20 protein-coding genes are annotated in these 25,021 nt (G+C 49.9%); 19 read left to right on the forward strand and 1 reads right to left on the reverse strand.

The genetic code is table 11. The features are described from left to right. Positions 1 to 66: 66 nt before the first annotated feature. Positions 67 to 1,317 (reverse strand): cytochrome P450, encoded by a 1,251-nt coding sequence (locus ACGHZ6_RS09510; RefSeq protein WP_390618606.1) that lies wholly within the window; start codon positions 1,315 to 1,317, stop codon positions 67 to 69. A 254-nt stretch (positions 1,318 to 1,571) separates the two neighbouring features. Here ACGHZ6_RS09510 and ACGHZ6_RS09515 point away from each other — a divergent pair, with 254 nt between their 5' ends. From ACGHZ6_RS09515 to ACGHZ6_RS09605, 19 genes are all read left to right on the forward strand, one after another. After that, positions 1,572 to 2,351 (forward strand): alpha/beta hydrolase, encoded by a 780-nt coding sequence (locus ACGHZ6_RS09515; RefSeq protein ID WP_390618607.1) that lies wholly within the window; start codon positions 1,572 to 1,574, stop codon positions 2,349 to 2,351. 27 nt (positions 2,352 to 2,378) lie between these two features. Beyond that, the gene (locus tag ACGHZ6_RS09520; RefSeq protein ID WP_390618608.1) at positions 2,379 to 5,264 is read left to right on the forward strand and encodes an FAD-linked oxidase C-terminal domain-containing protein; all 2,886 of its coding nucleotides are present in this window, start codon (positions 2,379 to 2,381) and stop codon (positions 5,262 to 5,264) included. Between the two features lie 36 nt (positions 5,265 to 5,300). Next, complete coding sequence (locus ACGHZ6_RS09525) at positions 5,301 to 6,065, forward strand: crotonase/enoyl-CoA hydratase family protein (RefSeq protein ID WP_390618609.1); 765 nt, start codon at positions 5,301 to 5,303, stop codon at positions 6,063 to 6,065. 64 nt (positions 6,066 to 6,129) lie between these two features. Next, the gene (locus ACGHZ6_RS09530; protein WP_390618610.1) at positions 6,130 to 7,650 is read left to right on the forward strand and encodes a hypothetical protein; all 1,521 of its coding nucleotides are present in this window, start codon (positions 6,130 to 6,132) and stop codon (positions 7,648 to 7,650) included. Positions 7,651 to 7,681: 31 nt separating this feature from the next. Next, positions 7,682 to 8,884 (forward strand): acyl-CoA dehydrogenase family protein, encoded by a 1,203-nt coding sequence (locus tag ACGHZ6_RS09535; protein WP_390618611.1) that lies wholly within the window; start codon positions 7,682 to 7,684, stop codon positions 8,882 to 8,884. A 14-nt stretch (positions 8,885 to 8,898) separates the two neighbouring features. After that, positions 8,899 to 9,984, forward strand: a complete 1,086-nt coding sequence (locus tag ACGHZ6_RS09540) for an acyl-CoA dehydrogenase family protein (protein ID WP_390618612.1) — start codon at positions 8,899 to 8,901, stop codon at positions 9,982 to 9,984. A 17-nt stretch (positions 9,985 to 10,001) separates the two neighbouring features. Continuing rightward, complete coding sequence (locus ACGHZ6_RS09545) at positions 10,002 to 10,622, forward strand: glutathione S-transferase family protein (RefSeq protein ID WP_390618613.1); 621 nt, start codon at positions 10,002 to 10,004, stop codon at positions 10,620 to 10,622. A gap of 14 nt (positions 10,623 to 10,636) precedes the next feature. Continuing rightward, complete coding sequence (locus ACGHZ6_RS09550) at positions 10,637 to 11,842, forward strand: acyl-CoA dehydrogenase family protein (RefSeq protein WP_390618614.1); 1,206 nt, start codon at positions 10,637 to 10,639, stop codon at positions 11,840 to 11,842. A gap of 39 nt (positions 11,843 to 11,881) precedes the next feature. Beyond that, positions 11,882 to 13,015, forward strand: coding sequence for an acyl-CoA dehydrogenase family protein (locus tag ACGHZ6_RS09555; protein ID WP_390618615.1), 1,134 nt, complete (start codon positions 11,882 to 11,884; stop codon positions 13,013 to 13,015). Between the two features lie 39 nt (positions 13,016 to 13,054). Then, the gene (locus ACGHZ6_RS09560) at positions 13,055 to 14,488 is read left to right on the forward strand and encodes an aldehyde dehydrogenase family protein (RefSeq protein ID WP_390618616.1); all 1,434 of its coding nucleotides are present in this window, start codon (positions 13,055 to 13,057) and stop codon (positions 14,486 to 14,488) included. Between the two features lie 17 nt (positions 14,489 to 14,505). Beyond that, a complete protein-coding gene (locus ACGHZ6_RS09565) occupies positions 14,506 to 16,077 on the forward strand; it encodes an acetolactate synthase large subunit (protein WP_390618617.1) in 1,572 nt (523 codons plus the stop codon). A gap of 33 nt (positions 16,078 to 16,110) precedes the next feature. Further along, complete coding sequence (locus tag ACGHZ6_RS09570) at positions 16,111 to 17,766, forward strand: AMP-binding protein (protein ID WP_390618618.1); 1,656 nt, start codon at positions 16,111 to 16,113, stop codon at positions 17,764 to 17,766. 503 nt (positions 17,767 to 18,269) lie between these two features. Next, positions 18,270 to 19,859 carry an FAD-dependent monooxygenase gene (locus ACGHZ6_RS09575; RefSeq protein ID WP_390618619.1) on the forward strand — a complete coding sequence of 530 codons (1,590 nt, stop codon included), beginning with the start codon at positions 18,270 to 18,272 and terminating at the stop codon, positions 19,857 to 19,859. Between the two features lie 29 nt (positions 19,860 to 19,888). Continuing rightward, a complete protein-coding gene (locus ACGHZ6_RS09580; protein ID WP_390618620.1) occupies positions 19,889 to 20,509 on the forward strand; it encodes a TetR/AcrR family transcriptional regulator in 621 nt (206 codons plus the stop codon). A gap of 108 nt (positions 20,510 to 20,617) precedes the next feature. Next, positions 20,618 to 21,109 (forward strand): MaoC family dehydratase, encoded by a 492-nt coding sequence (locus ACGHZ6_RS09585; protein ID WP_390618621.1) that lies wholly within the window; start codon positions 20,618 to 20,620, stop codon positions 21,107 to 21,109. 32 nt (positions 21,110 to 21,141) lie between these two features. Then, on the forward strand, positions 21,142 to 21,615 hold the full coding sequence (locus tag ACGHZ6_RS09590) for a MaoC family dehydratase (protein WP_390618622.1): 474 nt from the start codon (positions 21,142 to 21,144) through the stop codon (positions 21,613 to 21,615). Between the two features lie 72 nt (positions 21,616 to 21,687). After that, positions 21,688 to 22,617, forward strand: coding sequence for an HpcH/HpaI aldolase/citrate lyase family protein (locus ACGHZ6_RS09595; protein ID WP_390618623.1), 930 nt, complete (start codon positions 21,688 to 21,690; stop codon positions 22,615 to 22,617). A gap of 13 nt (positions 22,618 to 22,630) precedes the next feature. Then, entirely contained in the window at positions 22,631 to 24,076 is a 1,446-nt protein-coding gene (locus ACGHZ6_RS09600) for an aldehyde dehydrogenase family protein (RefSeq protein ID WP_390618624.1), read from the forward strand. 10 nt (positions 24,077 to 24,086) lie between these two features. Next, positions 24,087 to 24,776, forward strand: coding sequence for a glutathione S-transferase family protein (locus ACGHZ6_RS09605; protein WP_390618625.1), 690 nt, complete (start codon positions 24,087 to 24,089; stop codon positions 24,774 to 24,776). Positions 24,777 to 25,021 lie beyond the last annotated feature (245 nt).

Genomic DNA, 25,021 nt, shown 5'->3' on the forward strand with positions numbered 1-25,021 from the left:
AACAAACACAAAAAAGGCGTAGTGGCCAAGCCAACTACGCCAAAGTCCATAGCTTACTACAGAGAGTTACTTTTCTGGTGTGAACTTAACGGGCATCTTCATAATCGCATGGAACCAGATGCTGTCCAGGTACTCAATATCACCGGTAGGGGCCAGATCAGGAATACGCTCAAGGATCTCTTTAATCAGAACCTGAAGCTGCATCAGTGCCAGCTGAGCGCCCAAACAGGTATGAGGGCCTACACCGAAGGCCAAGTGCTTTCTGGCGTTCTCACGGGTAATATCAAACTTGTTTGGATCTTCAAACAGGTCTTCATCGCGGTTAGCCGATACGTAAGACAGGAATACCTTGTCGCCTTTCTTGATTTTCTGGCCGCGAATTTCAGTATCTTCCATAACGGTACGACGGAACTGCATTACCGGAGGTGATACACGCAGTACCTCGTGCAGCGCGTTAGGCAGGTACTTGTCTGGATCAGACTTGATCAGGTCGTACTGCTCTGGATGCTCTTTCATTAAGCGCATAAAGTGCACCAGAGTGTTACGAGTGGTCTCGTGACCGGCAATGGACAGGGTCACAAAGAACATGTTGATGGTGAACTGGTCAACCTTTTCACCTTCAATCTCACCATTCACATAGGTGCTCAGCAGCGAGTCATCTGGGTTCTCACGCTTTTTCTTACTCAGCTCTTCACAATAAGCAAACAGCTTAAGGGTTGGTGTGAGCTCTTCTGGGCTGGCACGGTATGGTGTTTCGGTGTCTGCGATCTGATTACCGAGGTTGAAGATCATTTCGCGATCTTCTTCCGGCACGCCCAGGATTTCACAGAAGGTTTGTACTGGCAGGCGAGAAGCGATATCAAATACCAGCTCACATTCGCCTTTATTGGCAACGCCGTCGACGATTTGTTTGGCGATCTTTTCGATTTGAGGCTTGTAAGCCAGCAGGTTCTTCGGCAGGAACGGAGGCATAGCCACTTTACGCACGGCGGTATGTTCCGGGGCGTCTTTACCCATAATACCGGCGCGGTGCATACCTAACTGTTCTTCGGTTGCATCCCACAGCAGGGGGCCACCCTCGGCGCTGGAGAACAGCTTGGTGTTACGCGATACAGCCTGAACATCCTCGTGCTTGGTCAGGATCCAAAAGCCTTTATCCATGGTGAGCAAATCATTCTTGGATTTGTAGCTCTCAGTCGCTGGATTCCATTTTACCGGGGCGTTCTTGCGAAGGTACTCGAAATACTCAACTGCAGGGCCTTTGTTGTCGGCAATAATGCTGAGGTCGAGAATATTGAATTCTTCATACTTGGTCATAGCTGTCTCGCTGATTACTTAGCTAAGTTACATAAACATTCACGGTTAGTATCGTGATTAATGCTCCGGCGGGGTATGTCATAAAAAAAGTGGAAAATTGTCATTTTCGAACGGGGGATAGTGGAAATCATAAGCACCTTGGTAAGGTAAAAATCACTCGGATTTCACTGTGATTTCCATCCCTCTATAGGGGCTCATAGAGCGCTTATAACAAAGGGGACTAATGGAAATGCCTTATTAATGTAAAGAGCGCTATGACTTCTGTATCCCTTGAATGGCAAGACGCCACCGATAGTAAAGATCAACCCACCCGTGAATTTCACCTGCAGCGTGAAGGCAAACGCCTGTTAACCGGTGCTGTATGGCTGCCGGAAACCGTGGCCGATAATGTCCCCTTAGTGTGCTTTGGCCATGGCGGTTCCGGCGATCGCTACCAGCAGCCTATCAGTACTATGGCAAGCAAGTTCCTGGCGCAGGGCATTCCCTGTTTGGCTATCGATGGTCCGGTACATGGGCTGCGAGGCTTGAAAGAGGGGCATCCGCAGGCCAATTTCCAGAAGCATTATGTTCAGCCTGACAGCATGGAGCTGATGCGTGATGACTGGCAGGCCGCGGTAGAAACCGTATTGGCCTTGCCTGAAGTAGGGCCGCGTTCCCTGGCCTATTGGGGCCTATCCATGGGCACTATGTTCGGTTTGCCATTTATCGCCGATCGCAATGACGTCTTGGTTGCCTGCTTGGGCTTGGCCGGTGCTGATACTGATAAGTTCCCACACGGCGCTGAATTGTTGGATCTCGCTTCTCAGTTGACCTGCCCAACCTTCTTCCTGATGCAGTGGGATGATGAAATCATCAACCGCGAGCGTTACCTGAATCTGTTTGATGCTCTGGGCTCCAACAACAAGCGCATGCATGCCAACCCTGGTAAGCATGCGGAAGTGGCCAAAGATGAGATCGCCTTTATGGTCGATTTTATGCTGGGTCATATTCAGGGCCGTCTGGCTGAACGTCAAGTGAGCAATATCTCCAGCTGAGCACTGAACTATTTTGAGCATTAACGCATGACCGAAGCGATTGAGTTTGTATCCATGAGTTCCGCTTACGAAGGCAGCCCTTCAGGGTTTAAAGGCTTTATGCAAGCTGTGCGCGCGGAACTTAAGGCAGAACAAATTCTAACGGACCCGCTCAAAACCTTTGCCTATGCTACCGATGCCAGCTTTTACCGTTTAACGCCTCGAGCTGTTATTACCGTAAATACCATTGAAGATGTTCGCCAGGTTATCAGTGCGGCCTATTACTATGGTGTGCCAATTACCTTCCGCGCCGCAGGTACCAGTTTGTCAGGGCAGGCGGTTACGGATTCTGTGTTGGTTCGCCTGGGTCATGGCTGGACTGACTATCGTATCGAAGATCAAGGTAAGCGTATCGCAGTAGAGCCAGGTTTAATTGGTGCTAAAGTGAATCGCCTGTTGGCACCTTACGGTCGCAAGATCGGCCCGGATCCAGCTTCTATCGATACCGCTAAAGTCGGCGGTATCGCCGCGAATAATGCCAGCGGTATGTGCTGTGGCGTGAGCCAGAACAGTTACCACACCTTGCACAGTATGAAACTGCTTTTGGCCGACGGCACCTATCTGGATACCGGCTGCGAAAGCAGCCGTAATGACTTCTGTGTTACCCATCAGGATTTTCTCGATAACCTGGAGCAATTAGGCCAAGAGGTTAAACGAGATCAAGCGCTGTCGGAAAAGATCGCCCGTAAGTACCGTTTAAAAAATACCACCGGTTACGGTATTAACGCCTTGTTGGAATTCGATGACCCCTTCGATATTCTGCAGCACCTGATGATCGGTTCAGAAGGCACCCTGGGTTTTATCGCCGAGATTACCTACAACACGGTTATCGATCCTCAGTATAAACGCGCCGCTTTCCTGTGTTTCCCCAATGTGGAGCAGGCCTGTCTTGCCGTACAGGCGCTTAAACAGGTGGATGTTGCAGCCGTTGAATTAATGGATAACGCCGGCCTTAAATCCATTCAGAATATGGCGGGTGTACCTGAAGCGTTAAAGTCCATTGATGATACTACGACTGCATTATTGGTCGATGCTCGCGGCGAAACGCCGGAGCATCTTGAGCATGTCTGTGATGCGGTAAACAAGCTGTGCGAACAATTCAGTTTATTGTGGCCCTGTGAATTTTCAAACGATAGCGATACTTATAATAGCTACTGGAAAGTCCGTAAGGGTTTATTTCCTACGGTAGGGGCCAATCGTGATACGGGTACTACCGTTATTATTGAGGATGTGGCGTTTCCGGTAGAACAACTGGCTGAAGCCGTTTTAAAGCTGCAGGCATTGTTTGTCGAGCACGGCTATCCGCAGACACTGATCTTTGGGCATGCACTTGAAGGTAACCTGCACTTTGTGTTCAGTCAGGCTTTCACAACGGCTGAAGATATCGCGCAATACGATGGCTTTATGCAAGCGGTTGCTGATCTTGTGGTTAAAGATTACGAAGGTGCTTTAAAAGCCGAGCATGGTACTGGCCGCAATATGGCGCCGTTTGTGAAGCTGGAGTGGGGCGAGGCGGCTTATTCGGTGATGCGCTCGATTAAGTCGCTATTTGATCCAAAAGATGTACTTAATCCCGGTGTCATCCTTAACGCCGATGAGCAGGTGCATATCAAGAACCTAAAACCGATGGCGCCGGTCAGTGACATCGTAGACAAGTGCATTGAGTGCGGTTTCTGTGAACCTACCTGTCCTTCCAAAGCATTATCACTGACGCCGCGTCAACGTATTGCGGTGCAACGTGAGTTATCTCGTCTATCGCAAAGCCATAGTCGTGAAGACCAGCAACGTTATTGGGATATTGCCAAGCAATACCAGTACGACGGTGAAGAAACCTGTGCAGCCTGTGGCCTGTGTGAAGTGGCTTGCCCGGTGAATATCAATACCGGCGATTTAACCCGTCATTTACGCCAGCAACATTCAATGGCGGCCCATCATGTGGCTTGGTCGGCTGCCAAGCATTATGGCAAAGTCTTGTCTGCGGTCAGAGTGGGGATGGCCATCTCAGCCGGCGTACAGCGCCTGTTGGGACGTAAATTACCGCTGTGGGTTAGTAAAGTGATGCGCGGTTTAAGCTTTGGTAAAGCACCGTTGTGGTTACAATCAACGCCATCTGCCCCAGTGCAGCACAACTTAGCGCAACCTCTAATGCCAGATGCACCCAAGGTGGTGTATTTCAGTGGTTGTGCCAATCGCAGCATGGGGCCCGATAGCAATACCATTGCCAGTGATAAACGCAGCCTGCAACAGGCGACGGTATCCCTGTTAAATAAAGCGGGTTTCAAAGTGGTTTTCCCTCCTGCACAGGAAGAGCTTTGTTGTGGCATGCCCATGTATAGCAAAGGCTTTCCAGGGCAGGGCGATTTACTGCAACAGCAAGTCAACAAGTCTTTATTAGCGGCTACAGAAAATGGCCGTTGGCCGGTGATCTCCGATATGTCGCCTTGCAGTGCGCAATTGCAGGGTGGGTTGGATGAACGTATTCAACTTCAGGATGCCATGGCATTTATCACGGAGCATGCTTCCGACAAGTTATGCATTACGCCCGCAAACGAAACTATCGCCCTGCATATCCCCTGCAGTGCCGTACGTATGGGGATAGCTTCTCAAATGCAATCCTTGGCCGAGCAGTGTGCTAGCAAGGTAGTGATTCCAGAAGATATCAGCTGTTGTGGTTTTGCGGGTGACAAAGGCTTCTTTACCCCGGAATTAAATCAGAAGGCTCTGGAGGGGCTTAGCGAGCAGTTGCCTGATGACTGTCATCGTGGCGTATCCAGTAGCCGTACCTGCGAAATTGGTCTGAGTGAATACAGCGGAAAACCTTATCAGTCTTTGATTTATCTGCTGGATCAGCAGAGTGAATCGAAAACACATTAAACAAACCTGATCAGTCGAAGAGTAGAAGAGAGAACCATGTCTGAAGAATTACTGGTTGAAATTAATGACGGTGTCATGGTGATGACCCTTAACCGTCCCGAAGCCAAAAATGCTGTTACTAAAGCTATGGCTGAAAAAATTGCCGCCACCATGGATGAGTTTGAAGCAAGTGATGAAGTTCACGTTGCTGTATTGACCGGTGCGGGTGGTGCTTTTTGTGCCGGTATGGACCTGAAAGGTTTTGTCAAAGGTGAACTGCCAACAGTACCGGGGCGCGGGTTTGGCGGTATGACTCAGTATGTTGGCAGTAAACCCATAATTGCCGCAGTGGAAGGCGTGGCTTTAGCCGGTGGTCTGGAACTGGCGTTAGCCTGTGATCTGATTGTTTGTGCTGAGAAAACCCGTTTCGGTATTCCAGAAGTAAAACGTGGCTTGGTTGCTGCTGCCGGTGGTTTATTGCGTTTGCCGCGTCAGATTCCACCACGTATTGCGATGGAGTACGCCTTAACCGGTGATTTCTTTGATGCAGCGCGTGCTTACGAATTAGGCTTGATTAATCGCGTTGTAGGAGAAGGTGAGGCGTTACAAGAGGCCTTGGCTATTGCCAAGAATATTGCTGCTAATGGCCCATTGGCAGTGAAAGCGTCTAAGGAAATTATCGTTAAGCAATCGGACTGGAAAACCACCGAAGCCTTTGCGGAACAAATGGATATTGCTCGTCCTGTCATTAAGAGTGAAGACGCAAAAGAAGGCGCTCGAGCCTTTGCCGAAAAGCGTCAGCCGAATTGGCAAGGTAAGTAAGTTTTTATTTGTGAAGATATTTGTTTGTTGAAAAATAAATAAGTTGTGAGTGAAGAGATAGTCTATGACAGATGTATATTCTCAAGTTCCCGATTGGATGCCTGTTCTGATCGGTGCTGGCCAAACGGTAGAGCGAGAAGCAACCGCTGACTCCCCTATGGCACTGGCTAGCAAGGCAGCCATGGCTGCGGTGGAAGATACCGAAGCAAACGGCGTGGCTGCGGCTATCGATACGATCGCCGTTATCCGTATATTTTCCGATTCATCCAAGGCTTGGTCCTGCCAGCATGGTCGCAGCAACAATCCGCCGCAATCCATCGCCAAGGCCATTGGCGCTTCGCCTGAAAGCCGTATTTACAGTGCCGTGGGTGGCAATGAACCCTTGTCATTACTGATTGAGTTCGCCCGTGATATTGCAAAGGGCAAACGTGATCTGGTGATGCTGGCCGGTGCTGAGGCTCTGTTAAATCAAAAGCAGGCCGATCGTCAGCAGCAGATGCTGGATTGGGATGAAGCTTACAGCGAATCTTTGGAAGAGCGTCAAAGTGCTGCCAAGTTGCTGGCACCTCAGGAGCGTGCCAACGGCCTGATGTTACCAATGTTCTTCTATAGCCTGATAGAGCAGGCGCGCCGTCAGGCATATGGCACATCGTTAGATGAGTATCAGCAACAGATGGCCGCGCTGTTAACGCCTTTAAATCAGCAAGCGGTAGAAAACCCTTACACGCAATTTACCAAGTCCTATGCGCAAGAGGACATTCTTGATGGGCTGCCATTAACCCATATCTACAACAACCGCATGGTGGCAAAAGACGGTGTAAACCAGGGCGCGGCACTTATTTTATGTAGTGCAGGTAAAGCCCGAGAGCTGGGAATTAATCCTGAAAAATGGGTGTTCCTACACGGTTTAAGTCAGGGCACTGAATTGTGTTTTATCGAACGTGAAGATGTTTCTACCTCACGTATGGCACAGAAGGTTGTCGACGGCGCGTTAAGCATGGCAGGTAAATCGGTCGCTGATATTCAGGCCATGGATCTGTATAGCTGCTTCCCCTGTGCGGTGACCGCTATTACCGATCATTTGCAGTTGCCGGTTGACGGTGATGTGCCTTTGTCTTTAACCGGCGGCTTACCTTACTTTGGTGGCCCGGGTAATAACTACACCATGCACGGCCTGGCCGAAGCGGTAACTTACTCTCGTCGTAACCGCCAAGACTATACCTTGGTAACGGCGAACGGCGGCTTCCTTTCCAAACATGCTGCCGGTGTGTTTTCCGCGCAAGTCTCCGAGGTTGATTGGCGGGACGCCGATACCCAGCAATCCCAGGCAGATTTAAAAGCCAAACCTATGGCTATTGATCCTGAAGCAGGGCGTATCGTGACCTATGTGGTGAACTACCGCAAAGACGCGCCGGTAAATGCCATGGTGTTGGCTGAGAACGACAAAGGCGAGCGTTTTATTGCCACCACAGCAAAAGGGGATACGGATACGCTGGCAGCGATGCTGGCCGAGGATCCCAGTGGTCACGCTATTACCGTGACACCAACAGACATTGAATACCAGTTGCACTTCACCTTGGCGTGAAGGGCACAACGTAACTTAACGGGGAACGATTATGGATCTTAATTACAGCCCGGAGTATCAGGAGTTTCGTCAGGAACTTCGTGACTTTCTGGAAGCCAATAAAGACAAATGGCCTACACGCACACAAATAGTGCCAACCGAAGAAATGAAGGCCTGGCAAAAATTACTGATTGAGCACGGTTATACCGCACGAACTTATCCAAAAGAGTACGGTTGTTATGGGGCCAAGCCGGATGTACTGAAATCTCGAATTATCGCGGAAGAGTTTACGGCGGCGGGTGCCTACCTTGGCCTGAGTGGTCAGGGGGTGGCCATGTTGGTTCCCACCCTGTTGGAGTTGGGCACTGAAGAACAGAAAGCCGAGTGGGTCGAGAAAACCCTGCATGGTGATGTGCTTTGGTGTCAGGGCTATTCCGAACCGGGTGCGGGTTCCGATCTTGCTAGCCTGTCGACCAAGGCCACTGAAGATGGCGATGATTTTATTATCAATGGCCAAAAGATTTGGACCAGTACTGCAGCCGAAGCCCACATGATGTTCTGCTTGGTTCGGACCGAGCCAGATGCGCCGAAACACAAAGGCATCAGTTATCTATTAATTCCAATGGATACGCCGGGAATTGAGGTTCGTCCTCTGGTTACCATGACTGGTGAAGCTGAATTCAACGAAGTGTTCTTTACCGACGTACGTGTCCCCAAAACCAATATTGTAGGTGCTCGCGGTGAAGGCTGGGCGGTTGCCAACTCTACCCTCAAACACGAGCGCGGCATGTTGGGTGACCCTAATATCGCCCGCAATCGTCTTGAAAAAATTATTGCCATGATGAAAGAGGAAACCATCGACGGTACCACCTTGATGGAAAACCCTTTATTACGTGATCGTCTGCTGCAATTACAGGCGCGTATGTTAACCATGCAGTTCAACAGCTATCGCACCCTTACTGCCCAGTCGAAAAAGCAAAATCCTGGCTTGGCGCAGTTAGTAGGCAAGCTACAGGGCTGTGAGTTACGCCATCAAATCTCAGCACTGGCCATTGATGTGCTGGGTGAGCTGGGTTTGTTATTTGGCGAAACCCCACGCTTGCGTAATCACGGTGTTTGGCAGCGTCAGTATATGTTCGATCTGGGCTTGATTATTGGCGGTGGTACCGCGCAGATTCAGAAAAATATTATTGCTGAGCGTGGGCTGGGTATGCCTCGCGAACCTAAAGTTATGAAAACACAGCCAGCGAAGTAAGAGGGGAGACGATTATGGAATTTGCATTAACCGACGAACAAATCCAAATGCAGGAAAGTGTTGAACGCTTTCTGGCTGAAACCTCCAATCTTGAGTATGTCCGCAAGACGACTAACGAAGGTGCTGTACATGATAAAGGGTTGTGGCAGGGCATTGCCGAGATGGGCATGACCGCATTGCTCGTACCTGAAGACTTTGGCGGTATGGGTATGACAGTACTGGATGCCGCTTTGATTCAGGAGCAGTTGGGCTATCGCACAGCACCTGTAGGTTATATCCCTAATGCTGTGCTAGCGCCAATTGCGATTACCGAAGGTGGTAGTGATGAGCAAAAAGCCAAGTGGTTGCCCGCGTTGGCTGAAGGTTCTTTAAATGTTGCTGTGGGTATTAATGAATCGGCCAGTGGCAGCCGTGATGGGGCAGGTATCAAGGCTGAAGGTGGCAAGTTGTTTGGTCGCTCACTGTTCGTACTGGGTTCCCAGGATGCTGATTTGTTTATTTTCTCCACCACTAACGGAGAGCTTTACGCTGTAGAAGCCGGAGCAGAAGGTTTAGACCTGTCTGAGCTAAATACCGTTGATACCACTCAGGCTGTTTTTGAAGCCAACCTTAACGATGTAACCGCCGAAGCGCTGAATGCCCGCGATGACTTGTTAGCTGAGTTGATTGATATTGCACGCATTATGTTTGCTGCTGACAGCCTGGGTGCCTCGCAGAATATGCTTGATCAGGCCGTCGCTTACAGCCATGAGCGCGTCCAGTTTGGCCGCGCTATTGGCACCTTTCAAGCCGTCAAACATATGTGTGCAGAAATGGCCGGCGAAATTGAGCCGAGCCGTTCACTGATGTGGTACGCCGCCTACAGTTGTAGCGATGTGCCCGAAGATCGCAGCCTGATGGCCTGCCATGTAAAAGCACATATCTCCGAAATTAGCCGCTTTGTCGCACGCACTGCTACAGAAGCCCACGGTGGTATGGGCTTTACCGATGAGTTGGGTTTGCATTACTGGTTTAAACGTATTGGTTTTAACCGCCAGATTTTGGGTGGCCCAGAGAAAACCCGTGAACAAGCAGCACGCTTGCAGAATTGGATTGCGTAAAGGCAACGGAGAAGACTATGAAACTTTATCACAGCCGTAATACCCGCTCCCTGCGAGCCCTGTGGATGCTCGAAGAGATGGGTGTTGATTATGAACTGGATATCCTGCCATTTCCGCCACGGGTAAAGCAGCCAGAGTATCTGCAGATCAACAAGCTCGGCACCGTGCCGTACTTTGTCGATGGCGATATCTCCATGACTGAGTCGACCGGTATTTGTCAGTATTTGGGCGATAAATATCAGTCTGCTTTAGTGGTATCTGCGGACCATCCTGAGTATGGGGAATACATTAACTGGTTACATCAGTCTGATGCCTCTCTGACTTTCCCGCAGAGCTTGGTACTGCGTTACACCGTGATGGATAAGAATCCCGAAACCCGTGTTGTCGCTGAACAATATAAAACCTGGTTTTTAAGCCGCATTCAACGTGCCAGTGATCGCCTGAAAGATCATGAATATCTGGTGGATGATCGTTTCACCATTGCGGATATTGCTGTGGGTTATGCGATTTTTCTGGCAACGAAGGTTCCTGTGGCGGAAGGAAAAATCATCGATCTATTAGAACCGCATATGCGTGCTTATCTGGATCGATTGATGTCTCGTCCAGCCTTTATTAAAGCTGAAGCGTTAGGCGCTTAGGTAGGGGAAAGATTATGAGTGAAGTAACTACGAAAGAATTACAGGAATTTAGGGCTGAGATATCAGCCTGGGTAAAAGAAAATAAACCCGCTGAACCGGATTTCCTTTTACCGCTGACGTTTATGGAAGTGGGTACCGAACAACAGTTGGACTTTCTGCGTGAATGGCAGCGCACGATTTATGATGCCGGTTATCTGGGCATGGCCTGGCCAAAAGAATACGGCGGCCACAGTATGGATCCTAAATTTCAGGCCATTGCTGATCAGACCTTCCGTGCTCACCGCTGTCCGATCACCTTTAACTGGGTTGGTCTGGGGTGGGCCGGTCCTCTGATTAATCATATGGGTACCGAGGCTGAAAAACAGAAACACCTCAAAGGTATTTTGACTGCCGAAGATATCTGGTGTCAGGGTTTTTCTGAGCCGGATCACGGTTCTGATTTAGGTTCTGCACAAACCCGTGCAGTACGCGATGGCGACGAGTATGTCATCAATGGCCAGAAAATCTGGACCACTCATGGCAACTACGCCAAGTACATGATTCTGGTGGCCCGTACCAATCCCGAAGCCAAGCGTAAATATGACGGCTTGTCTTTCTTCCTGGCGCCAATGAATACACCGGGCATTGAAGCGCGTCCGATTCGCAAGCTCACCGGTGAGTATGGTTTTACCGAAACCTTCTTTACCGATGCACGCATTCCGGCTGATTGCCTGATGGGCGAAGAAGGGCAGGGTTGGAAGATCGCCATGCAAACGCTGCAGTTTGAACGTGGTGCCGAAGCTGGAGCTGCTGGTGGTGTCGCCACTGTTTCCAATACCGTTGATGACATGGTTAATGAAATCAAAGGTATTCAGCGTGATGGTGAATCGGTATTGAAAGATCCGCTGGTTCGCGATGAGCTGGTGAAATTAATTATGAGCCAGAAAGCTCTGGCACTGCAGACGCGTCGTTCCATGATCAAACCTTTGACCATGGATTATCCGGGTTCGTTAATGCTGGGCCGTAAACTGACTAATACCGAACACGGTCGCGCTATGCGCAAGTTCGCCGTCAACATGATGGGCGCACAAGGTGGGCTCTACGTAGGTGACGAGGATGTATTGTCCGGTGGTTTCTGGCAGCGGGCCTATCTTAACTCTCTGGGGGCGACAATCGGTGGCGGTACCAGTCAGGTACAGACCAACATTCTTGGTGAAAAAGTACTTGGCTTGCCCAAATAAGCGAGCAGACGCGATCGGTTATCAGTAGGAGAAAAGATTATGTCAGTTACAGGAAATACTTCCCTGGAATTTAGTGAAGAGCAGGCCATGTTAATGGACGTGGCGCAAGAGTTCTGCCGTGATAAATCACCGATTGCCGCCGTGCGCGAGCAATTGGAAACCGCTACCGGTTTTGACCAAGCCGTATGGGATGAAATGGTCGCTCTAGGCTGGACCGGTATTGCCTTGCCGGAGGCCTGCGGTGGTTCTGCGATGGGCGTGGCAACCGTTGTACCTGTTGTTGAAGCCATGGGACGCGCCATGCTGGGTACCCCTCTGGTGAGTACCACCTTGGCGAGTCACTTATTAATGCGTGCCTCAGAGGCCGAGCAAGTACAAGGTTTGTTGGCAGAAGTGGTTGATGGTGCTATCGCTACGGTAGCCCTGTTGGATAACGGGGATTGGGGTGATACACGCATTCAGTGCAGCCTTGATGCCGAAGGTGTTCTACAGGGGCAGAAGTTGTTTGTTACCGATGCTTCTGTAGCTTCCTTCTTTGTCGTGGTAGCAGAACAGCAGGGCACTCCCGCATTGGCGGTTGTACGTGCCGATGCTTTGCCGGCCGATGCCATTAAAGAGCGTGTCCTGATTGATCAAACCAAACGTTCAGCCAATATCGATTTTACCGGTGTTAAAGCCGAGCAGGTGATTAGTGGCGAGAAAGTCGTTAGCGCGTTACGTGACCTGCGTTTATTAGGTGCATTGTTAACCGCAGCAGAAACAACCGGCAGCACCAGTGCCTGTATCGATACTATTACCGAGTATCTGACTACTCGTAAACAGTTTGGTCAGTTGATTGGTTCCTATCAGGCACTAAAACATCCAACCGTAGAAATCCTGAATCAATACAACTACGCCCGCTCGTTTATCTATCACGCAGCAACGCTTATCGATGATGGATCACTGAGTGAGGATGCCGAAGTAGCTTGCCGTATGGCTAAAGCGCAGGCCAGCGATGCACTGGCTTATGGTGGCGACCGTGCGGTGCAATTCCATGGTGGTATGGGCTTTACCTATGAGTGTGATGCCCAACTGTATATCCGCCGCGCACAGTGGGTTCAGCAGCAGTTTGGCGATGCTATGCATCACCGTAAGCGCTTGGCAACCTTATTACTTGATCCGCTGGTGGCGTAAGCCTGCACACTTGAATACATAAAAATAACGGGAGACGTTATGAAAGACTATTTACAGTTTTATATCGATGGCCAGTGGGTCGATCCAGAAACACCTAAAGCGCTGGATGTGATCAATCCGGCAACAGACGAAACCTGTGCGCGTATTTCACTGGGTAGTGCTGCAGATGTAGATAAAGCTGTAGCCGCAGCAAAGGCGGCATTCCCCACGTTTTCGCAAACCACAGTGGAAGAGCGTGTAGCTTTATTGGAGCGTATTGCTGAAGCCTTTAAACGTCGTTTACCAGAGATTGGTGCAGCGATTACTGAGGAAATGGGGGCGCCTGCGTGGCTGGCTAACGGACCACAAGCGATGATGGCATATGGTCACTATGTCGTCGCCGCGCAAATTCTGAAGAGCTATCAGTTTGAAGAGCAAAGGGGCTCAACCTTATTGAGTAAAGAGCCCATTGGCGTCTGTGGTTTTATTACGCCGTGGAATTTCCCGGCTAACCAGATCGCTTGTAAGGTGGCTCCAGCGATTGCTACCGGCTGTACGATTGTTTTGAAGCCTTCAGAGGTGGCGCCACTGGATGCCATGATTCTGGCCGAGGTTATGCAAGAGGCAGAAGTACCTAAAGGTGTATTTAACCTGGTGAATGGTGACGGCCCTGGCGTAGGTTCGCCTCTGTCCTCACATCCTGATGTCGATATGGTGTCTTTCACCGGTTCTACCCGTGCCGGTGTGATGGTAGCCGAGGCTGCTGCACCCACCATCAAACGTGTAGCTCAGGAACTGGGTGGTAAATCTGCCAACATCATCTTGCCGGATGCGGATTTGAAGGCTGCGGTTGCTCGCGGTGTTATGTCGATGATGGTCAATTCCGGGCAAGCCTGTAATGCGCCATCGCGTATGTTTGTCCCCCGCGAATTAAACGAACAAGCCAAAGCTATCGCCAAAGCGACTGCAGAAGTCGTTCAAGTGGTTGCACCGGAAGCGGGCGAGCAACGTGGCTCAATTGGCCCGGTAGCATCCTTCCCGCATTTCCAAAAAGTACAGGGTCTGATTGAAAAGGGTATCGAGGAGGGCGCTACGTTGCTAGCGGGCGGTACGGGTCGACCAGAAGGTTTTGAAAAAGGCTGTTTTGTAAAACCTACCGTATTTGCCGATTGCACCAATGACATGACCATTGCCCAGGAAGAAATCTTCGGTCCGGTTTTGACCATGATTCCTTACGATAGTATCGATGATGCCGTCGAGATGGCTAACGACACCGTCTATGGCTTATCCGGTTATGTACAAGCGGGCTCGGTAGAAAACGCCCAGGCAGTAGCTAAGCGTTTGCGTACCGGCATGATTCACCTCAATGGTACTGCTGCCGATCTAAGCGCACCGTTTGGTGGTTTTAAACAATCCGGTAATGGCCGCGAGTGGGGCGAAGCCGGCTTTGAAGAGTTCTTGGAAAGTAAAGCCGTTCTGGGTGTCGCTGAATAAGAGTAGAGAATTTAATTATGAATGGTGCAGAAAGCTTATTAAAAACCCTGGCAAACTGTGATGTCGATGTTTGCTTTATTAACCCGGGTACCTCCGAAATGCACTTTGTTGCCGCATTGGATGAAGTAGACGGAATTCGTTGTGTCTTGGGTTTGTTTGAAGGTGTAGTAGCTGGTGCTGCTGACGGTTACGCCCGTATGGCGCGTAAGCCTGCCGCCACACTAACGCACTTGGGCCCTGGTTTTGCCAACTCCCTGGCTCACGTACACAACGCCAAGCGCGGTAATATTCCGATGGTGAATATTATTGGCCAGCACGCTACCTATCATCTGGAGTTGGATGCGCCACTGACCACGGATATTCACAGCATCGCTTCCCCGGTATCTCATTGGGTATACAGCTCTGAGTCACCGGAAGCAATTGCCAAGGATACTGCCAAAGCGGTACAGGAAGCCGGTCACAATAAAATCGCGACGCTGATGTTGCCGACTGACGTATCCTGGGGAGACAACCCCAATGGTCCGGTTGAAAGTGTTGAGATTCCACCGTTGTCCAAAGTGTCTGAAAGCGACATTACCAAAGCGGCTGAATTGCTAGCGCATGGTGATGAAACCATGGTGTTGCTGGGTGGCCCATACATTGATACTGACATGGGTATCACCTTATCGAAAATTGCTAAAGCTACTGGTGCACGTATTTGTACGGAAACTTTTACCGTGCGCATGGAACGTGGTGAAGGCACCGCCAAGATCGATCGCATGCCTTACCGCGCCGAAAACGCAGTACAGGTGATGAGTGGCGTAAAGCACTTGATTTTGGTGGGCGCCAAGGCGCCGGTCGCTTTCTTTGCCTATCCCGGTATGTCCAGTGTTCTGACGCCAGAAGATTGTGAAGTCCTTAACCTCGCCACTGTCGATCACGATACCAAAACCTGTCTGAACGACTTGATGCTAGCCGTCAATGCACAAGAAGCAGAAGCGAACATCGCCACACGTGCGGTTCCAGCTATGCCTTCTGGCGACTTGAATACCCGTACCTGGACCGAAGTGTTTGCCAACCGTATGCCTGAAAACACCATTGTGGTTGACGACTCCTCAGCCTCTGGTGCCTTTGCTTTCCCGCTGACACAAAGCGCAGCTCCGCACGATTGGACCATGTTAACCGGTGGCGTGATTGGCTACGGTTTGGCGGCATCAGTTGGTGCTGCAGTAGCCTGCCCGGATCGTAAAGTGGTTTGCTTACAGTCCGACGGCGGAGCTATGTACAGCATCCAAGCACTGTGGACCATGGCCCGTGAAAACCTTGATGTGACAGTTATTATTTTGAATAACCAAAAATACAACGTCCTGGAAGCCGAGTTTGCTTTGACTGGAGCCCGTGGTGGCAAACCGAGTCCAAAAGCCGCCAGTGTGTTGGATATTGGTAGCCCGAATATGAACTTTGTAGACATGGCGACCGGCATGGGTGTTAAAGCGACCCGTGCAACCACCGTGGAAGAATTTGATGAGCAACTGCAGGCCGCACTGGATACTCAGGGCCCATGCCTGGTAGAAGCCATGATTCCAGCCCGTGAGTTCAAGGTTAAGTAAACGCCTTTAAAAAATTGTTGAGAGGAATCTATCGTGGATTTTCATTTTGCCAGCGTTTTTGAAACCATTGCCGATGCGGTACCCGAAAGGTTTGTATCCATATGTGACGGTGAACGCTTAACTTGGGGTGAATACGACAAACGTGCTTCACGCCTTGCCAGCGCTTATCGCAAAGCGCTGTCTTCCGAGCCCGGTAGCGTTACGGATACCAAAGTAGGTTTGTATCTGCATAACTGTAATGAGTACCTTGAAGCACAGTTTGCTGCATTCAAACTGCAAGGCACCTCCGTTAATGTGAACTACCGCTACCGTGCCGATGAATTGGTTTATCTGCTGGATAATGCCGATGTAGAAGTACTGGTATACCATGCGACTTACGCCGAACGAATTTTAGAAATTCGTGATCGCCTACCTCGCGTAAAGCTGTTTATTCAGGTTGAAGATGAAAGCGGTAATCAACGCCCGGACTTTGCCGCAGACTACGAAACATTAATCGCCTGTCATGAACCTGATCCACGTTTCCAGCGCGATCCGAATGCACTTTATATTCTGTATACCGGTGGTACTACCGGTATGCCAAAAGGCGTTATGTATGAGCAAGGTTACTTCTGCCAGTACATGATCTCGTCGGGGGCAAAAGCACGTGGCATGACACCGCCAACTTGCTTGGCTGAAATTGCTGATTACGTCAAATCCATGCCCGTAACCCCCGTTACCGTTGTAGCCTGCCCAATGATGCATGGTACCGGCATGTGGACAGGTTGTTTTGCGCCAAACTTAACCGGTGGTACCACCGTATCAACGCGTAAATTAGGTTTGGATGCCGATCAGCTGTGGCACTTGGTTGAAGAACATCGCGCAACCGGCATGGTTATTGTTGGTGATGCCTTTGGACAGCCGTTGGTGAAGGCACTTGATGAAGCTGAAGAACGGGGAAAACCTTATGATCTGTCTTCCTTAAAACGCATTACGTCTTCCGGCGTTATGTGGAGTATGGAAAACAAGCAAGGCTTCCTGCGTCATGCGGACATGATTCTCTCTGACCGCGTGGGCTCATCCGAGAGCAGCATGGGTGGCTCCCTAACCACACGTAAATCTTTGGCCGCGGGAGGTAAGGAAAGTCAAACGGCCAAGTTTGACTTAATTGCTGGTGCGAAAGTCTTTACCGAAGAAGGTCGTTCAGTTGAACCGGGTAGCGGTGACATTGGCATGATTGCCTCTTCCGCGTTGGTCCCGCTGGGTTACTACAAAGACGAGAACAAATCTGCCGCTACCTTCAAAACCATTGATGGCGTTCGCTACAGTTTCCCTGGAGACTTCGCCACCGTTGAAGCCGATGGCAGTATCACCTTGTTGGGCCGTGGCAGCCAGTGTATCAATACGGCTGGTGAAAAAGTCTTCCCTGAAGAAGTAGAAGAGGTTGTTAAAAAACATGCCTCAGTTCTTGATTGCCTGGTAGTGGGTGTTCCCGATGAACGTTTTGGCCAACGAATTGTTGCGGTAACCAGCTTAACTACAGAATTGTCTGAAGAAACTTTAAAAGATTTTACCAAAGAGCATCTAGCCGGATACAAAACACCAAGAGAGGTGTTATTTGTCGATGAAGTAAAACGTGCGCCAAATGGTAAAGCTGATTACGGTTGGGCAAAAGAATTCGCTTTACAAGAGTTGGTGAACACTGCTGAGTAATTGAATAGCACTTATCATTTTTCCTATTTTGTTAAATGTGAAATAGATTGGGCTTAAGCTTGTGGTGCGGTGTGACCTTCCAAGGCCTTCGGAGGCAGGACGCCGACGCAGAGCGGGCATGGATGCCGAAAAGCGTGCCTTGGAAGGTCACACCGCATCGCAAGCGCCACAATCTAGTTAAGAACAATTAGTTATAGGTGTTCTAAATGATAATGGTGGCGGCCAGAGCCCCGTTGTCCCTTCAGAAACACGCTGTTCGCCATCCATGGCCGCTCTGCGTCGGCGTCCTGCCTCCGAAGGTTTCTGAAGGGACAACGGGACTCTGACCTTCAGGCGATCCTATGGGTTTCTTAATAGGTAATCAGTCTTATTCGTGGATTGAAATAGTCATTTTCGTAGCCCCCGTTGACGCTTTAGCGGCACTTTCACCAAAATACTATTCAAGCAAATAGTAACAATTTGGTGAAGTTTATCGCCAGACAGAGGCATTGGAGTAGAGCGACATGAAGAAAGTATCAGTATTAATTGTTGGTGGTGGTCCGCTGGGAATGACCGCATCAGCATTATTGTCCCAATATGGCGTTGATTCTCTGATGGTGGATAAACGTTCCAGCCTGGATAACCACCCGCGTGCGCGCCTCTATGATGCTATCTCGTTGGAATTATTCCGCCAACTGGGTTGTGCTGATGAGATTGAGGCGACTGGCCTGGGCGCAGCCTGGACGCAGCAAAACCCTGTTTTCATCACCATGAAAGAGGGGCCTATCGCCAAGGCTTATACCCGTGAGTTCTACAGTGTTGATCGCAAGATCACGCCACAGCGCCCAGTAATGAGTTGTCAGGACTACCTGGAACCCATTTTATGGAAAACCGCTAATGAATCAGAGTTTTCTGAGTTGCGTGAGCACTCAGAAGTGTTTGATTTGGTGCAGGACGAGAATGGCTGTAGAGCTAAAATCCGTGATCTAAGCACCGGTGAGGTGGAAGAGATTGCTGCTGATTATGTGATTGGTGCTGACGGCACCAAGAGTTATGTGCGTGAAGTGATGGGCGCAAACATGGAAGGTGAGTATCGCGATCACTATTTCCGTGATGTGCTGTTTGAAGCCGATCTGGAGCCTTATCACCAGGGTCATATTGGTGGTCTGTTGTTTGTGCGCCATGGCAAGGCTACTGCGTTGTACCAGCCTATTGATGGTAAGAACCGTTGGCGTGCACAGGTGCCTACGCGTGAAAAAACCGACTATACCCCCGAAGAAGCCATTGAGTGGATCAAGAAAACCACCGGTGCCGGCGACGAGCTGGACATCAATGTGCAGAGCATTCTGTACTGGCGAGTCACTGCGCAGACGTCTACCAAGTATGGTGATCAGCGTATGTACCTGCTGGGTGATGCGGCTCAGATCTTTACGCCTACCGGTGGTATGGGCATGAACACCGCTTGGGCCGGTGCTTATAACCTGATATGGAAGCTGGCTTATGTGATTAAAGGGCATGCTCCAGCCTCAATTCTTGATACCTATGAAGAAGAGTGGAAACCTCAAGCTTACCGCCGTACCCGTGTCGCTATGGCGAATGCTGATTCAGCAGGTGCGATGTATCGCGCTTATGAGGCCGGCGAAGGTTTTGAAGAGGCGGTAAACAGCTTCTATCAGTATGCCAGTTATACCGGCGTTATTTTTGGTTATGAGTTGGAATCGGATTTACTCCAGAAGGATACCGAGCATAAGCCTGCGCTGGGTATTGAGAATCAGCAATATATCCCGATTGTTCGCTCTGGTCGTCGTCTGCCGCATGTGTGGATCGATGAGGCTGCCAATAAGTCTATTTATGATTGGTTTGGCTTCGACTATGTATTGGCGTTGGGTGAAGGTGCCAATGAAGCAGAGTGGGTTGAGGCGGTGGAAGCTATTCGCGCGCAGGGTTTCCCGATCCGTATCGAACACCTGCCAAATCAGCAATACACGCCGCTTGATCATGAACAGGCAATTCTGATTCGCCCGGACCGTATTGTTGCGGCTCACTGGAAGAAGGTAGAGGAAGCGCCTAAAGATCTGTTAGCGCGTTACTTGCCGTTGAAGGACAAGGCCTAATCTGAACAGGCCTCACGTTCGAAAACGCTATGGCTACCGCAGTAAAACAGCGTAAAACTCAGGAGCAGCGCAAGGCTGATTCTGAACGTGAAATTATCCGTGCGGCGATTGATGTATTTTCGTCGCAAGGATTTACGAAAACTACGCTTAACGATGTAGGCAAGGCTGCAGGTTATACCGGCGGCCTGGTGACCCATCGCTTTGGTTCCAAAGAGGGGCTGCTGCAGGCTGTTGTTGAAAAGGTCTGCGATGACCTTTATTCCGATACCTTCAGGCCGTTGATGTCGATCGCTTCTGCCGAAGAAGCGCTCAGGCATTTTATTCGGGAGTACTATTGCATGTTACGCGATCGTACTTCGGAAACCCGGGTTCTCTATGTGATGATGGGAGAATCTCTCGGGGCAGTCCCCATTGTCAAACAAACGATTGATGAGCTGAATCAACGGGCTCGCAGAGCGCTGGCTCGGTTAGTTCAAAAAGGCATAAGCCAGGGCGAGTTTAGAGAAAATCAGTGCTCGGAAGAGGCTGCCGTGATGATGCTGAGTTCCATCCGTGGCCTGGTATGGCAAATCCTGACCGATGAACAATCCCTGCATTTTGATAGTGTCATTAAGCGCCTGGAAAACTGTCTAATTCGCGACTTGAAATAGTCATTATCGTCAGCCCCGTTGACCCAAAAGCCCCATTCTCAACAAAATACTAATTATCCAAATAGTATCCGTCTTGTCCTTGGACGGGTGTAAGAGCAGAGGTAAGTAATGAGCGAACAGCAGTCAGAAAAACTGCCTTTTATGGAAAAGGCCGTCCTGTGGGATAAGGGTAATTACATTGCCGATTTCGAAGAAGGCAAGGAATTTAATCACCACTGGGGCCGTACCCTTAACGCAGGCGATAACAGCCTGTACTGCGCCCTGACCCAAATGTACAACCCACAGTACTTCAACGTTGAGTACGCCAAAGAGAAGGGCCACAAGGGCATTGTCGTGGCACCGATGCTGGTATTTAACACGGTACTGGGTTTGAGCGTTGAAGATCTGAGTATGCGTGGCCCGTTTGTCAGCATTAACGATTGTGTTTTCCATCGCCCTGTTTATGAAGGCGATACCTTAACCTCACGCAGTACGGTACTGAAGCGTCGTTATTCCGAAAGCCGTAAAGGCCAAGCCATTGTGACCTGGAAGACCGAAGGGTTTAACCAGAATGGCGAGCTGGTTGTGTCGTATGAACGATCCAATTTGCTGTTTTTGTAAGTGCTAAGCGGATAAGAGATAGGAATTTAGAAATGAGTCATTTAACGGGTAACGACAATTACTTCGACAACTTTGAAGTGGGCGCAGTGTACAAACACGCACGTGGTAAAACCGTCACTGAAAACGATGCGGTAACCATTTGTCACATGGTACTAAATAACGCTTCCGGTCACTTCGACGATCACATGATGAAAACCCTGTTTGATCAAGGTCAGGCCCACGTTGATCGCTCGCTGGTATACGGCGGTGTCACCATGTCTATCATCATCGGTTTAGCCTATCAGGATACCGGCGAGAACGTGATTACTGAGCAGGGTATGACCGGATTGAAATTAACTTCACCGGTACTGCACGGCGACACGCTGTATGCCTATACCGAAGTACTGTCCAAAGAAGACGTGGATGATAAATCCGGCAAGGTGACTTTCCGCCACTACGGTGTGAATCACCGTGATCAGTTGGTATTCCAGGGTGAGCGTACTGCGTTAATTGCCAAGGCTGCTTAAGCCTGAAACGGTTAAACAGAATTAGAAAAGAACAAAGTTAAAGAGCCAAGATAAGAGATAAAGGTAGAAACTATGAGCCAGAATATTAAACGCCGTCGTCGCTGTATGATGTCTGTACCGGGCAGCTCCGTTAAGAAAATTGAAAAAGCGGTTGCTATGGATGTGGATTTTATCTTCCTGGATTTGGAAGATGCCGTAGCGCCATCTATGAAGCCTGAAGCGCGTAAGAACGTGATCAAAGCGTTTAATGAACTGGACTGGGGTGACACCGTTCGCTGTTTCCGTATGAACGGTATTGACTCTCACTGGGCCATCGAAGACCTGATGGAAGTTGTATCTGCCGCCGGTAACAATATCGATACGCTGGTAATTCCTAAAGTGAAATACGCTCGCGATGTTCACTTTGTAGAAACCATGCTGGATCTGATCGAAGCCGAAAACGGCATCGAGAAGAAAATCGGTTTTGAACTGCTGATCGAAGAAGTGGAAGGCATTCTCAACATCAAAGAAATCGCCGAAGCCAGTGACCGTGTTGAATCCCTGATGTTTGGTATCGGTGACTACACCCGTGCACAGGGCGTGGATATTCGTGATGCCTTCGGCAAACCTCGCTTCTATCCTGGTGATATCTGGTACCACCAGCGTAGCACCCTGGCATTGACTGCCAAAACCATTGGTGCTGATTTTGTTGACGGCCCTTGGGCTCCAATTCCCGATATGGACGGTTACCGCAACGAGTGTCGTATGGTGAAAACCCTGGGCGGTGTTGGTAAGTGGGCTATTCATCCAAGCCAGGTACCTGTGGCGCAGGAAGAATTTGGTCCTTCCCGTGAAGAAATCGATATCTCTGTGAAAATGTTGGCACTTTTTAAAGAAGCCAGTGCACAGGGTAAAGGTGCGATTAAAGCACCAGACGGTAGCCTGCTGGATGAAGCCGCTATTCCTATGCTGCAGAGTATTATCGATCAGGCTGAATTCTTCGGTATTCCATTAGAAGCATAAAGAGGGGAGAGTTATGTTAATGCCACAAACTTATGGTCATTTTATTGATGGTGCGTTTGTACCGTCTGAGTCCGGTGAAACTCTGGACTCTATTAATCCTTCCAATGGCAGCATTGCTGCGAAAATTGCTAAAGGTACTGCAGCTGATGTAGCCACTGCCGTTGCTTCTGCAAAAGCTGCCAGCAGCGAATGGGCCAATATGCGCCCACTGGACCGTGGCCGTATCCTGATCGATATGGGCCGCAAACTGCGTGACAATATGGGTAAGCTGGCCAAGCTGGAATCCGACGAAATGGGCGCACCTATGGGTGGCGCAGCTATGGCACTGGGTACTGCGGCAGCCTACTTTGAATACTACGGAGGCCTGGCGCCATCACTGCAGGGCGAAACCATCCCTGTCGGCCCAGACAAGCACTCTTACACCGTGCACGAGCCTTACGGTGTTGTAGGTGTGATTACCCCGTGGAATGCACCGCTGAACCAAACCGCACGCAGTATTGCACCTGCACTGGCTGCCGGTAACTGTGTGGTTCACAAGCCAAGTGAATACACCTCGGTAACCGCACTGGTATTTGCCCAGATCGCTCACGAGTGTGGTCTGCCTAAAGGTGTATGGAACGTAGTCACTGGCCTGGGAGCTGACGTAGGTGATGCACTGGTTCGCCACAGCGATATCAGCAAGGTTGCCTTCACCGGCTCCATGCGTACCGGTCAGGCTATTGGCGCAATTGCTGCCGAGAAGATCATGACGGTAACTCTGGAGTTGGGTGGTAAGTCTCCCGATATCGTATTTGAAGATGCGGATCTGCAAGCCGCCACCATGGGTGTACTGCTGGGCTTTATCGGCAATAGTGGCCAGGTATGTCTGGCGGGTAGCCGTGTACTGATTCAGCGTTCTATCTACGACAAATTCTCCGAAATGCTGGTAGGCGCTTCCCAGTTCTTTGCCATCGGTAAAGACAAGCCCATGCCATCACTTGGCCCCATTGCCAACAAAGACCAGTACGAGAAAGTATTGAGCTACTTTGAAGTGGCTAAAGAAGATGGTGCCAAACTGTTAACCGGTGGAGAGAAAGCCGAAGGCGAAGGTTTGGAAAATGGTTACTACGTTAAGCCAACCATCTACGGCGATGTTAACAACGATATGCGTATTGCCCGAGAAGAAATCTTTGGCCCTGTAGGCGTCCTGATTCCTTTCGATACCGAAGAAGAAGCGATCGCCATTGCCAATGACACTGAATACGGTTTAGCTGCCGGTGTATGGACGCAAAACCTGAGCCGCGCGCACCGCGTTGCCGGAAAGATTCAGGCAGGTCAGATTTACGTGAATTACTATCTGGAATCCGGTGTAGAGCACCCCATGGGTGGTTACAAGAAGAGTGGCGTTGGTCGCGAAAAAGGAATGGTTGCTTTGAAGCAGTATACGCAACTGAAAAACATCGCTATGAAACTGAGTTAAGGGGCCTATCATGATTACAGTTTATCAATTTTCCTCTTCACCACTGTGTGAAAAAGTTCGCCGTATCCTTAACTTTAAAGGCGTGGAATTCGAAATTCAGGAAGTACCACGTCCGTTGGCTGCACAATATAAAGATGTCAGCCCATTCGGTAAGTTTCCGGCCATTCGTGACGGTGAAACCCCGGTCTGTGATTCCACCGACATCGCTTACTATCTGGAAGAAAAATACCCAGAGAAAGCACTGATTCCAGCAGACGAAAAGCTGAAAGCACAAATGCATATCACCGAAGACTGGGCGGATGAGAGCCTGTACTTCTACGAGATGACCATGCGTTTGGCTTGGGAAGATAACCTGCGTAGAAACATGAAAAAGATGATGGCGACTATGCCGCCGCATCTGAGTGAAGAGCAGGCGATGTCTTTAATTCTGATGGGATCTCAGCAGTTATCGGCGGCGGTAGGTCTGGGTCGAAAAACCCGTGAGCAGGTAGTTGAAGATGCACGTCGTCATGTGGTGTCTATTGCTGCACGGGTTGAAAATGGTGGTTGGCTGGTTGGTGATCAAATTACCCTGGCCGATCTGGCCGTTATTGCCCAGTTCCGTTGTTTGCTGGATGCGCTGGAAGTTCAGGAAATGGTTAAGGATTATCCGGCCATTACTGAGTGGATGGCTCGTGTAGATGAGGTTGCTCCAGCTTAGTTCCTATCTTCTTTAGTTTGGTGCCACCCCACCGGTTTACCCAAGGGTGGGTGGCATCTATTCCCGGCTGCAAGACTTGTATTAGGGCGGTCGCACTTGCGGAACTCGCTGTAAAACGCTCAGACAGTCCTTGTAAACGCTCCTCTCCCTAATACAAGTCTTAAGCGCAGCCTGACTGGTCATAGACGCCCCCCATCCTTGGGTAAACCTACCTGAGGCTAAATAAATAATATTTGAATTGGCAC

This window comes from Maricurvus nonylphenolicus (assembly GCF_042854845.1).
GTDB classification, from domain to species: Bacteria; Pseudomonadota; Gammaproteobacteria; order Pseudomonadales; family Cellvibrionaceae; genus Maricurvus; species Maricurvus nonylphenolicus.